The 12,245-nt window shown below is 47.2% G+C and carries 14 protein-coding genes; 10 read left to right on the forward strand and 4 right to left on the reverse strand.

Annotated features, from left to right (window positions below):
- Nucleotides 1–40: 40 nt before the first annotated feature.
- The 3 genes from RUW00_RS19860 to RUW00_RS19870 all read left to right on the forward strand — a co-directional run bounded on the left by RUW00_RS19860 (nt 41) and on the right by RUW00_RS19870 (nt 2,021).
- Complete coding sequence (locus RUW00_RS19860; protein ID WP_003156626.1) at nt 41–502, forward strand: MarR family transcriptional regulator; 462 nt, start codon at nt 41–43, stop codon at nt 500–502.
- Nucleotides 503–565: 63 nt separating this feature from the next.
- Nucleotides 566–1,195, forward strand: a complete 630-nt coding sequence (locus tag RUW00_RS19865; RefSeq protein ID WP_007409057.1) for a LysE family translocator — start codon at nt 566–568, stop codon at nt 1,193–1,195.
- A gap of 64 nt (nt 1,196–1,259) precedes the next feature.
- A complete protein-coding gene (locus RUW00_RS19870; protein WP_015416762.1) occupies nt 1,260–2,021 on the forward strand; it encodes a YqcI/YcgG family protein in 762 nt (253 codons plus the stop codon).
- A gap of 1 nt (nt 2,022) precedes the next feature.
- Here RUW00_RS19870 and RUW00_RS19875 read toward each other — a convergent pair whose 3' ends face one another.
- The gene (locus RUW00_RS19875; protein WP_121984609.1) at nt 2,023–3,351 is read right to left on the reverse strand and encodes an amino acid permease; all 1,329 of its coding nucleotides are present in this window, start codon (nt 3,349–3,351) and stop codon (nt 2,023–2,025) included.
- Between the two features lie 124 nt (nt 3,352–3,475).
- On the opposite strand from RUW00_RS19875, the gene RUW00_RS19880 reads away from it, so the two are divergent.
- Together RUW00_RS19880 and nadE are read left to right on the forward strand one after the other, a co-directional pair.
- Entirely contained in the window at nt 3,476–4,072 is a 597-nt protein-coding gene (locus tag RUW00_RS19880) for a DUF1989 domain-containing protein (RefSeq protein ID WP_014416855.1), read from the forward strand.
- A 134-nt stretch (nt 4,073–4,206) separates the two neighbouring features.
- Nucleotides 4,207–5,025, forward strand: coding sequence for an ammonia-dependent NAD(+) synthetase (nadE, locus tag RUW00_RS19885; protein WP_014416856.1), 819 nt, complete (start codon nt 4,207–4,209; stop codon nt 5,023–5,025).
- Nucleotides 5,026–5,073: 48 nt separating this feature from the next.
- Here nadE and RUW00_RS19890 read toward each other — a convergent pair whose 3' ends face one another.
- The 3 genes from RUW00_RS19890 to RUW00_RS19900 all read right to left on the reverse strand — a co-directional run bounded on the left by RUW00_RS19890 (nt 5,074) and on the right by RUW00_RS19900 (nt 6,968).
- Complete coding sequence (locus RUW00_RS19890) at nt 5,074–5,352, reverse strand: antimicrobial peptide LCI (protein WP_007609269.1); 279 nt, start codon at nt 5,350–5,352, stop codon at nt 5,074–5,076.
- 179 nt (nt 5,353–5,531) lie between these two features.
- Entirely contained in the window at nt 5,532–6,125 is a 594-nt protein-coding gene (gene tmrB / locus RUW00_RS19895; RefSeq protein ID WP_280145427.1) for a tunicamycin resistance ATP-binding TmrB, read from the reverse strand.
- A 54-nt stretch (nt 6,126–6,179) separates the two neighbouring features.
- Nucleotides 6,180–6,968, reverse strand: coding sequence for a sugar phosphate isomerase/epimerase family protein (locus tag RUW00_RS19900; RefSeq protein WP_280144837.1), 789 nt, complete (start codon nt 6,966–6,968; stop codon nt 6,180–6,182).
- A gap of 217 nt (nt 6,969–7,185) precedes the next feature.
- Here RUW00_RS19900 and RUW00_RS19905 point away from each other — a divergent pair, with 217 nt between their 5' ends.
- From RUW00_RS19905 to RUW00_RS19925, 5 genes are all read left to right on the forward strand, one after another.
- On the forward strand, nt 7,186–8,496 hold the full coding sequence (locus RUW00_RS19905) for an MFS transporter (RefSeq protein ID WP_007609271.1): 1,311 nt from the start codon (nt 7,186–7,188) through the stop codon (nt 8,494–8,496).
- Nucleotides 8,497–8,621: 125 nt separating this feature from the next.
- Nucleotides 8,622–9,182 (forward strand): shikimate kinase, encoded by a 561-nt coding sequence (locus tag RUW00_RS19910; protein ID WP_003156609.1) that lies wholly within the window; start codon nt 8,622–8,624, stop codon nt 9,180–9,182.
- Between the two features lie 140 nt (nt 9,183–9,322).
- A complete protein-coding gene (cah, locus tag RUW00_RS19915) occupies nt 9,323–10,279 on the forward strand; it encodes a cephalosporin C deacetylase (protein ID WP_007409374.1) in 957 nt (318 codons plus the stop codon).
- A gap of 65 nt (nt 10,280–10,344) precedes the next feature.
- Entirely contained in the window at nt 10,345–11,130 is a 786-nt protein-coding gene (locus RUW00_RS19920; RefSeq protein WP_021494192.1) for a nucleotidyltransferase domain-containing protein, read from the forward strand.
- Between the two features lie 187 nt (nt 11,131–11,317).
- Nucleotides 11,318–12,229: a proline dehydrogenase family protein gene (locus RUW00_RS19925; protein WP_087920787.1), complete on the forward strand. Its 912-nt coding sequence runs from the start codon at nt 11,318–11,320 to the stop codon at nt 12,227–12,229.
- Nucleotides 12,230–12,245: the final 16 nt, after the last annotated feature.

The following is a 12,245-nucleotide window of genomic DNA, read 5'->3' on the forward strand; positions in this document are numbered from 1 at the left end:
GATCGTCAAGATAAATTGATTTTATAGGGAGGCCTGTCAGTTGTCAACAAGAAATACCAGAAGCGAGACGGAGGAAACCGCGATACAGTTATTCCGGAAGATGGCCACAAGAACGATCCTTTTTCATCAGGCCGCCGCTCAATCTCTCGGTCTGTTTCCGACCGATTTGAAATCAGCTGATATCTTAAATGAAGCAGGCCCGATGACCGCAGGCGAGCTTGGGAAAAAAACCGGCCTCAGCACAGGTTCGGTAACGGCGCTCATTGACCGGCTCGAAAAAGCGGGATATGTCATGAGGAAAAAAGACCCCGAAGACAAACGGCGTGTGATCATCGTGCCGCTGACAGCAGGAAAAGCGAATGTGAAGCAATTGTTCAGCTCCTTATCCCAGTCCACGATCAGCCTTTGCCGGCAATATAAAGAAGAAGAACTGCGGCTGATATTCGATTTTTTAGGAAAAGCGACGGACATGATGGAAGACGAGCTTGAGAAATTAAAATAATGTATCATAGCACGGCCCATTCATGAATAACTTGTACAAGTTGCATGAATGAGGGGGAAGCCAATGAACATCTTTTTAAGCTACATCGTTCTCGGGCTGTCATTGTCAGCACCTGTCGGACCGGTCAATGCGGCGCAAATTGACAAAGGCATCAAAAACGGCTTTTGGCATGCATGGATTTTCGGTCTCGGCGCTATGGCCGCGGACGGGCTGTATATGATTCTGATCTATTTCGGGCTGTCTCAATTTTTGACCGCTCCTTTTGTAAAAACGTTTTTGTGGCTCTTCGGTTTTTTCGTGCTGACCTATACGGGAGTCGAAACGCTAAAAAATATCAGGGAAGCCATGAATGTCAGAAGCGGAAAAGGAAAACCGGCTTTTTACAAAACATTCGGCGCGGGATTTTTTATTTCTCTTTCCAATCCGCTGAGCATTTTATTCTGGCTCGGCATATACGGCAGCATCCTCGCTAAAACCGCTGAATCCTTCGATGCAAATCAGCTTTTGATTTACAGCTCCGGCATTCTTCTCGGCATTTTGATCTGGGATTTCTGCATGGCGGTCGCCGCGAGCACTTTCAGAAATCTCCTTCATGAAAAAGCGCTCCGCTGGCTGACGGGAGCGGCGGGTGTGTCTTTGATCGTTTTCGGGTTTTATTTCGGATGGCAGGGGATTCAAATGCTCATCTCATAAATAGAAGAGTCACCCATCGCCTATCTCCATCATAACGTATCATGACGATACTGGAGGTGGGCCGATGGCAAGCGAGCTGTACACAAAAAGTTGCCTTGAGGAAAAGTTATTGGATCTGCCAAATTGGCAGAGAATCGCTTTTGAGCTTCTATCAGAAAAAGTAGGCGATAAAGCGGACGCGTTTCCGTGCATTCCCGGACGTCAGGGATTTTTGACAGATCAGCTCCGGATATCCTTTGCGGGTGATCCCCGCGAAGAGGGAACCCCGGAGGAAGTGGGACTACTGCTGTCCGAGTACGGAAAGATCTCAAGGAATACCGGAAAATACGCGTCGCTGCTTGTGATTTTTGATACGCCTGAGGATTTAGCTGAGTATTATTCCATTGAGGCGTATGAAGAGCTGTTCTGGTCTTTTTTAAACCGGCTGAGCGGCTGCGATCCGAAAGACTGGCCGGAAGACATACCGGAAGACCCTGAACATTATAAATGGGAGTTCTGCTTTGACGGCGAGCCGTATTTTATTCTGTGCGCGACGCCTGCGCATGAAGCGAGACAAAGCAGAAGCTTCCCGTTTTTTATGCTGGCGTTTCAGCCGAGATGGGTTTTCGAAGGATTAAATGATTCAACCGCGTTCGGACGAAACATGAGCCGGCTGATCAGAAAACGCTTAGAGGCGTATGATGAAGCCCCTCTTCATCCCCGATTGGGGTGGTACGGAGGAAAAGACAATTTAGAATGGAAGCAATATTTCCTCCGTGATGATGAGACGCAAGTGTCAAAGTGTCCCTTTTCTTATTTGAAGAGACTGTTTAAACCGACGAAATAAGCTATGATCCGGCAGGGCTGTGTCCCTGCTTTTTTTGTACGATCCATGTCACGATCGCAATGACGGCGAGAAAACAAAGGCTGACCAGAAAACCGGGCCGGCTCGATTTCTCAAACAGCGTCCCGTAGACGGCCGCGACAATCAGCACAAGGGCGATAACAATCTGTACGGTTCCCATCTTTGTCGTTTCGAGCAGTTTCTTGCCCGAGAACAAAATGAACAGCCACGTATAAAGAAGCATCAGGCCCGCCGCGGTCGTCATGTGTTCATATATATTTTTCGGCAGCACCAATGACAGGATGATGGAGACGATGAGTCCGGCAAACGTCAATCCGAGCGCAGGCCAGCAGATTTTTTTGTTTTCCTTTAATCTGAAGCATTTCGGCGCATCTCCGTCATCTGCCATCGTACAAAGCAATGTCGTCACGGCAAACAGCGAGGCGACGAGCGTGGAAAATCCCGCAATAATAAAAATCCCGTTAAAAATATCAAGAATGATATCTAAATGAAAACCCTTCAGCGATGTAATAAACGGGCTGTCCTGTTCGGTGAATTTGCCCAGCGGCACTAACAGCAGCGCCAGGCCGAGAGAAATGACGTAAATCACCGCAAGAACGGCAAGCATCAGCCGGCCTGATTTTGAGGCTTCCTCCGGCTTTTTCAAATGCACGGTCATCAGCCCCAAGACTTCAATTCCTCCGAAGGCGTAAAACGCATAAATCAATCCGGTCCATAACCCCATCGCTCCGTGCGGGAACAAATCCTTTGATTCGTTCGGCACCTGCACATCCGGTTTATGAGAAAATATACCGCACAGCGCCAATATGGCGATGACGATAAACATAACAATCGCCGCCGTCTTGACAACAGCGAGCACATTTTCCGTTTTTTGAAAAACGGACAGCCCCGTAAATATAATCAAGAGACCGAGCACCGCATAGATGGAGGCGAAAATCCACAGCGGCACATTCGGAAACCAATGCTTCGTAAATAGCGAGATCGCTGTCAGCTGGCTTCCAGTGATCAGCATCTCGGACGACCAGTACACCCATCCGTTGCTGAAACCGGCCCAAGTGCCGAAAGCCTTTCTCGCATAAGCGCAAAAAGACCCCTTTTCGGGCTGTTTGGCCGAGAGCTTCGCGAGCTGCTCAAAGACAAAATAGGTGCCAAGCCCGGCAATAAGAAATGAGATCAGCGCGGAAAATCCGCTTTTGACAATAGCGATGCTGGACCCGAGAAAAAAGCCCGTCCCGATTGTGCAGCCGACGCCGATTAAGGAGAGCTGCCACCAAGCGAGATTCCCTTTAGGCTGGTCCTGTGATTTACTCATGAAGTTCAACCCCTTTATCAAAGCTTAGATTGCGGCCGTCAGAAGGGGAATATACATCCAATAAATTGCTTTACATGAAACAAACGGCCGGGGTTCATAATAGAAGAAAAAAAGGAGCAGTCTGATGACACAGCAATTTATCGTACCGCCGAAAAAAGGGCTCGGCCTGAAGGTTCACAAAGGGCAGATTATAAAAGTAGTCGATGTGGAAGGGCAGCAGGTGGCTGATTTTACGGCGTATCATGCCAAGGACTTTTATGAACATCTTGATCAGGGCGCGACGATTGATGCCAACCAGTCCATTCATGTAAAAACGGGTGATCATATTTATTCGAATTTATACAAGCCGATGCTGACGCTGATTGAGGATACAGTCGGCAAGCATGACCTGCTGCTTCCCGCCTGCCGTCCGGATATGAACAGGCTTTTATACGGAAAGCATAAAGACGAGCTCCAGGATACGTGCTATGACAATATGAGCGGGGCGCTTGAGCCGTTCGGGGTGCCGCGGCCGCATATGCATTACCCATTTGCCATCTTTATGAACACGGTGCTCGATGAGAAGGGGAACTTATCAGTCGAAACGCCTCTTTCTGACGCGGGTGATTATGTACGGCTCCGTGCGGAAATGGATCTCCTCGTCGCGTTTTCATCCTGTCCGATCGAAAAAGGAAAATGCAACGGAGACAGCATCACGGCGCTGCGGGTGGAAATCAGCTGATCCCGGTGTATTTGATTCACTTAAAATCCGCACCTGTGCTATATTTAACAGAGAGTCGTACATAGTGGCATGATTCATTTTCAGCATGAACGGGAAATGAATCATAAAGAAACAATGCAGGAGGAGTGATTGGGATGAGCATCCAGAAACAAATTATGAATGATCTCCATGTAAAGCCCTCAATTGATCCGAAACAAGAAATTGAGGACAGAGTGAACTTTCTGAAACAATATTTGAAAAAAACAGGTGCCAAAGGCTTTGTGCTCGGCATCAGCGGGGGGCAGGATTCCACGCTTGCGGGACGCCTCGCCCAATTGGCGGCTGAAAGCATCAGAGAAGAAGGCGGAAACGCGGAATTTATCGCCGTCCGCCTTCCGCACGGCACACAGCAGGATGAGGATGACGCCCAAATGGCGCTCAAATTCATTAAGCCTGATAAATCTTGGACGTTTGATATTAAGTCCGCTGTCAGCGCGTTCGCTGATCAGTACAAAAAAGACACGGGCGATCAGCTGTCTGACTTTAACAAAGGAAATGTAAAGGCCAGAATGAGAATGATCGCTCAATATGCCATTGGCGGACAAGAGGGGCTGCTTGTCATCGGAACCGACCATGCGGCCGAGGCGGTGACCGGTTTCTTCACGAAATACGGTGACGGCGGAGCTGATCTGCTGCCGCTGACCGGATTAACGAAACGCCAGGGCAGACGTTTATTAGAAGAGCTCGGCGCGCCGGAACGCCTGTATTTGAAATTACCGACGGCCGATCTGCTTGATGAAAAACCGCAGCAGACTGATGAGACCGAACTCGGCATCACATACAATGACATTGATGATTATTTAGAAGGCAAGGACGTTTCTTCCGAAGTGATTGAGGCGCTGGAAAAACGCTACCTCAGTACGGAGCATAAGCGCCAGGTGCCGGCATCAATGTTTGATGATTGGTGGAAATAGAATGAAAAAACCTCCCTTTTGAAAGGGAGGTTTTTGTTTATCTCATTTTTATTTATCTACACTTTCATAAATCCCTACCCAATACCCTTTGCTGCTGTCATAGTATTTGCTTTTGAAAATCCATTTTGTTCCATCTAAAACGAAAGAAGCAGCGAAGTTGCCGTTAGGGCTTTGAACGAGTTTGATGGCATTAATGCCGGCATCTGCTTTCGTTGAGATTGGGCTATTTTCCACGGATGCTGTTGGTGATGCGGCAAAGGCAGGAGCAGCAGACATCAGTAAGGCAAGAGACAGTGCAGAACCGGTTAACACTTTTTTGAATTTCATTTCGAACACTCCCTTTTCAAATGAAATGTATTACAGTGTTAATAATTAGATGATTATCCATAAAATACCTTCTATGTTTCTGAAATTTTTTTCTTCATTTGAAAAAACATCCCTTCAGAGGGACTTTTTATTTATTGATCCATTTGCATGGGTCAGGGACATGTTTTCAAAACGTTTTTTTATTTGATGCGGATATGATTCAGCTTCACCATCAATCTGTCGGTGAATCTTCGAAGGCTGCCTCTCGAATCAGGCTCAAGAGGCAGATTTGCTTGGGCAGCGATCGTTTCTGCGACCTGCTGAATAGACATTTGGTCTGTATGGAGATGTTCTGTGAAGAGGCTATGAGACAGGCTGTTGATGCAGCGGTCGATTTGTTTTGCGGCCCAGGAGTTTTTTCCTTCCGCTCTGGTGCGCAGGCGTTTCAGCAATGTTTCCTTTGAAGCCAGCAGGGTAAAGTGGTGAATGGTCCGGCCATCCTGTCTCAGCCTGCTGATCATGTCATGGAAGTATTGATCGTTCGTAATGGTCATGGGCACAATGATGATGCCCTGATATGTATCTGACAAATAGGAAAGCATGCTGTAATTGATTTCCCGCCACAGAGGGTAGCTTTGAAAGTCATCTTCAGCGATATCCGGCGGTATCATCGAACGCATCGCAAACCCCATCTTTTCAGGATCATATACGTAAGACGGTTTCAGTCTTCTGTGCAGCTCAAACGCTGTTTGTGTTTTTCCGGAACCGAAAGCCCCATTTATCCAAATGATCATCATGATATCCCCCTTTTTCTATATGATACAAAAAAAGACCCTTCGATCGAAGAGTCAGCGGGAAAAAACAGACGTATATTCGCGGAGCGATTCCTTTATATGCGTAAAGGCATGTTCTCCAAAATACTCAAGAGAAACAAAACCGTCATATTGTCTGTTCATCAGCTCTTTTAAAAATGCTTTTTGATCGAGATCTCCTTGAAAAATCGGAGTTGGCTTGCTGAGATACCAGTTGTCAAAATTCCAGTGATAGTTTTTCAGATGAATGTGGCTGACGGTATGATACAGTTTTTCTAAAGCGGGCATTTGGTCAACGTGATTGACGTGTAGGTTGGAGCCGTCAAAAATGGTGCGGACCCGCGGATGTCCGACATCCTCCAAAAATGCCAGCGCCGCCTCCGGTGTATCCGCGTACGTATCGTAATGAATCTCAAGCCCGATATCGACTCCATAGTCATCTGCGAGCCGTGCCGCCTGCTGAAATTGATCAACCGCACGTTGCCACTTTTCCGGTGATGTCCGATGCGAAGGAAGATTGCCGGCAAAGACTCTGATCAAGGGGCTGTGCAGCTGTCGTGCCGCCCTTAATGCCCTTTGAACATCCTTTAACGCCTGCTTTTCATCCTGAGTGGCGAAGTCAGTGTACAAACTGACGGCAGGCACCCCGATGCCTTCCTCCTGAAGCTGCTGATCAAGCCTGTCGAGCGGGCCGATTTCCTCTATATATTGTTTAGTGTGTCCGTACCACAGTTCGATTCCGTCAAAGGAGTGCTCCTTCGCGAAAGAAATGATGTCGAAAATATGCTTTTTTTTAAATCCTGTCGTGCAAAAACTCAGTTTCATCGGTAATCCTCCCGTAACTGTCTATCATATGTGTACTTTTTCCCCGGGTGCGATACGGATAAACAGGTGAAAAGGGCAGACACTTTTATAAGCGGGGGGTGTCTGCATCCGGTCAGTGCGGCACACAAATTGTTTAGCGCTTTTTTGCGTCAAAGTATTAAATAATTGACCGAAGTGTTGTACAATTAATTTCATTCGAGTAAGGGGGGAGAAGCCATTGAAAAATGAAACGGAGCTGACGGACTTCAGTCCCGTCCGCAATAAACCGACTCGCGCTCGTTATGTGATACTGATTCTTTTGTTTTTTATCACTGCGATTAATTATATAGACCGTGCCAGTGTATCCATCGCCGCCCCGTCCATTCAGACATCGCTGAACATAAGCCCCGCGCTTTTGGGCGTCGTCTTTTCCGCATTCAGCTGGACTTATACGGGAATGCAGATTCCCGGCGGGCTCATTTTGGACAAATTCGGGTCAAAACGGACGTACGGCGTTTCTTTATTGATCTGGTCGGTTTTCACCGGAGTGCAGGCTTTTGCGGCCAGTTTCGGATTTTTATTCGGCTGCCGCCTGATTATCGGGCTGGCTGAATCGCCTGCGTTTCCGGCAAACAACCGGATTGTCACAACATGGTTTCCAAGGCGGGAACGCGCCTTTGCGACGGGTGCTTATACGGCGGGGGAATATGTGGGGCTGGCGTTCGCCACACCGGTTTTATTCTGGGTGTTAACGGCATTTGACTGGCGCGCCGTCTTTATTTCCTCAGGGGTGCTCGGGCTTGTTTTCTCCATTTTCTGGTTCAAAATGTATCACGAGCCGAATCGGTGCCGGAAAGTGAACCGGGAAGAGCTTGATTATATTAGAGAAGGCGGCGGACTGACAGAGGTGTCAGAATCAGCCGGCAGGATCACGTGGCCGGATTTCGTCCAGCTTCTTAAATACCGCAAGCTTGTCGGCTTGTATATCGGCCAATTTGCCGTAGCCTCCACGCTGTTCTTCTTTTTGACATGGTTTCCGACTTATCTGGCGGAGGCAAAGCACATGGCTTTCTTAAAAGTCGGCTTCGCCGCATCAATTCCGTATATCGCCGCCTTTTTCGGCGTATTGTTCGGCGGATATTGGTCTGACGGAATGATGAAACGGGGCGTGTCGGTGAACGTTGCCCGGAAAACGCCCGTCATCCTCGGTCTTCTGCTGACAGGCTCCATCGTGCTCGCGAATGTTACGGATTCTGCTCCTGCGGTTTTGACGATCTTATCCATTGCTTCTTTTGCGCAGGGCATGTCCAATATTTCCTGGACGATGCTGAGTGAGGTGGCGCCAAGCGAAACAATCGGATTGGCAGGAGGCGTGTTTAACTTTTTCGCCAATATGGCCGGTATTATCACCCCGCTTATCATCGGGTTTATCGTTTCTGCGACCGGTTCATATAACGGAGCGATTCTGTTTGTCGGCGCTGTCGCATTTATCGGGGCATTTTCTTATATTTTCATTGTCGGAAAGGTGGAACGCATTACGCTCCGATAGAAAGAAAAACTCATCTCTTCTTATAAAGGATGGGTTTTCTTTCATTGCATTATCTCTATATTTCAATATTGAGTTATCATATAATAAACATAACTTTTTCATTTCTTAGGAGGATTTCGCCGAAGATGAACGCAAAACGTGCCATTCCCGTAAGAGAAAGAAATATCGTACTGATCGGATTCATGGGTGTCGGAAAGACAACAATCGGCCAGCTGGTCGCTAAGAAATTATACAGAGACTTCATTGATATTGATCTGCAGATTGAGAAAGATTTCAATATGTCCATCCCTGAAATGTTTGAGAAAAAAGGTGAAGCCTTTTTCCGTCAGACCGAAAAGGATTATATATTAGATATCTGCCGCAATACGAAATTCAAGATTGTGTCGCTTGGGGGCGGTTCGTTTAAACAAGAGGAAATCAGACAGTGCTGCCTTGAAAACTGTCTCGTGCTCCATCTTGATTTATCATGGGAGAATTGGAAGCAGCGGGCTGATCTGCTGATTGAAAGCCGTCCCGTTCTGCATAACCGTTCCATGGATGAAATGCAGCAGCTCTTTAACGAGCGCCAAAGCATCTATGATAAACATAATTCAAAAGTGGCGACGGATAATCTGGAACCAGAAGAAATAGCCGATTATATCGTAGAAACGTTAAAAATCGGCTGGGACCTGTATCAGCCGATGTAAAAAGAGCCGTGACGCTGTGAGCGCACGGCTTTTTTGTTTTTAAACAAACGTTTATTAAAATGTTTAGAAAATGAGTGTAAAATCGTGTTAAGATAGAGTCAGAAAATTAAATCTTATAAAACAAAGGAGAATAATCGGATATGCAATTATACGACTTGCCGCTCGACCAACTGCAAACCTATAAACCAAATAAAACCGCTCCTCATGACTTTTCGGATTTTTGGGCATCATCATTACATGAGCTTGCAAAGGAAGAGGCAAAGCCTGAATTGAAGGCTGAAAGCTACCCGGCTGACGGCGTGAAAGTATTCCGGCTGACATACCGAAGCTTCGGCAAGGCGGAAATTGAGGGATGGTACGCCGTTCCCGACCGGCAAGGACCGCATCCGGCCATCGTGAAATATCACGGCTATAACGCAAGCTATGACGGGGATATACATGACATCGTAAATTGGGCGCTTCACGGATATGCCGCGTTCGGCATGCTTGTCCGCGGTCAGCACAGCAGCACAGATACAAGCGTCTCACCGCACGGACACGTTCCCGGCTGGATGACGAAAGGGATTTTAGATAAAGATACATATTATTACCGCGGCGTGTACTTAGACGCCGTCCGGGCTTTGGAAGTCATCAGCGGCTTTGATGAAGTGGATGAAACAAGGATCGCCGTCATCGGCGGGAGCCAGGGAGGCGGACTTTCAATCGCCGCGGCGGCACTATCTGATATTCCGAGAGCGGTTGCGGCCGATTATCCTTATTTAAGCAATTTTGAGCGGGCCATTGATGTCGCTCTTGATGAGCCGTATCTTGAGATTAACTCCTTTTTCAGAAAGAACGGCAGCCCTGAAACGGAGAAGGCCGCGATGAATACACTGGCCTATTTTGATATCATGAATCTGGCGGACCGCGTAAAGGTTCCGGTGCTCATGTCCATCGGGCTGATTGACCGCGTGACTCCGCCGTCGACGGTGTTTGCCGCTTACAATCATCTGGAAACGGAAAAAGAATTGAAGGTTTACCGGTATTTCGGACATGAATACATACCTTCTTTCCATACGGAAAAGCTGGCCTTTCTGAAAGCGCATCTGAAAGGCTGACGACAGCGAAAAGCCCAAGTACTTGGGCTTTTTTCAGGAATGATCACGGAAAAGGACGGATACAGATGGAACAAAGGATCATCGAAGAATTAAAACGAATTGAAGCACAGCACGGCGTCAAGGTGCTTTACGCCGTAGAATCAGGGAGCCGCGCATGGGGATTTCCGTCAAGCGACAGCGACTACGATGTACGGTTTCTCTATGTGCCGAAAAAAGAATGGTACTTTTCGATCGAACCGCATAGGGATGTCATAGAAGAGCCGATTCATGACATGCTTGACATCAGCGGCTGGGAACTGAGAAAAGCGCTTAGGCTTTTTAAAAAATCAAATCCGCCTCTTTTGGAATGGCTCTCTTCTGAGATGATCTATTATGAAGCTTTCTCAGCGGCTGAAAAGCTTCGAAAACTGAAAATCCGCGCCTTTTCGCCTGAAGCCGGCATCTATCATTATCTCAATATGGCAAAACGGAATGAAAAAACGGAACTGCGGGGCAGTGAAGTGAAGATTAAAAAGTATTTTTACGTTCTGCGTCCTCTCCTTGCCTGCAGATGGATTGAAACATTCGGCTCCGTACCGCCGATGTCATTTCCCGTACTGGCCGATGCCTTATTGACGGATGAAGCGCTCATTTCTGAAATCAATACACTGCTTACAAGGAAAAAAAGCGGTCAGGAGCTGGCTCCGGAACCGAGAAATACGATCATTCATGCATTTATAGAAGAAGAAATAGAACGCATCGGGCACTATGTCAAAACGATCAAAACGCCGAAACCTGACATAACGGAGGAACTGAATCGGCTATTGATTCAGACCGTCGAAGAGGCGTGGGGGGAAAAAGGCGGAAATTGACGATTGCCGTCATTTCCGTCCGCCTTTTTTCGGCATAATCCGCCTGCTATCTAAGAAGCTGATTGTGGTAAAACCACAAAAATTAATCAGAATCTTTGTATTTTTAGAATATTGTGAGAGGATGTTTTGTCCATTTACAATAGACTCATACAAATACTTCTTAGATTGCGGGGTGTTAAGGTTGGAAGTGATTACAAGAGATTTTTTCTTATTTTTATCCAAGAGCAGCTTTCTCAATAAGATGGCGCGAAGCTGGGGAAGCCGTGTGGCAGCCGGCAAAATCATCGGAGGAATGGATTTCCGCAGTTCTATCCCGACAATCCGACATTTGAACAGCCAGGGGCTGTCAGTTACTGTCGATCATTTGGGGGAATTTGTCAACAGCGGTGATGTCGCGAAAGAACGCACCGAGGAGTGCATGCAGACCATCGCCTTAATCGCTGATGAACAGCTGAATTCCCAAGTGTCATTAAAAATGACGTCTTTAGGTCTTGATATAGATCTCGATCTCGTCTATGAAAATATGACGAAAATCCTCCAGACGGCTGAAAAACATAAAGTCATGGTGACGATTGACATGGAAGATGAAACGAGATGCCAGAAAACGCTGGATATCTTTAAAGACTTCCGGAGCCGGTATGAATATGTAAGCACCGTGGTGCAGGCTTATCTGTACAGAACGGAGAAGGATCTTGATGACCTCAGCCCGCTGAATCCGTTTCTGCGGCTTGTCAAAGGGGCCTATAAAGAATCGGAAAAGGTGGCCTATCCTGAAAAAAGCGACGTCGATGAAAATTATAAAAGACTCATCCGCAAACAGCTTTTAAAAGGACATTATACGGCAGTTGCCACGCATGATGACAAAATGATCGAGTTTACAAAACAGCTTGCCAAAGAGCACGGCATTCCAAACGACCGTTTTGAGTTTCAGATGCTGTACGGCATGCGCTCGCAAACCCAGCTCAGCTTGGTGGAAGAAGGATACCGCATGAGAGTCTACCTGCCTTACGGGGATGACTGGTACGGCTATTTCATGAGACGGCTCGCCGAACGCCCCTCAAACATCGCATTCGCCTTTAAAGGGATGACTAAGAAGTAAAAAAGGGAGAGATGAC

This window comes from Bacillus sp. IS1, from assembly GCF_032461585.1.
Classification (GTDB): Bacteria; Bacillota; Bacilli; order Bacillales; family Bacillaceae; genus Bacillus; species Bacillus velezensis.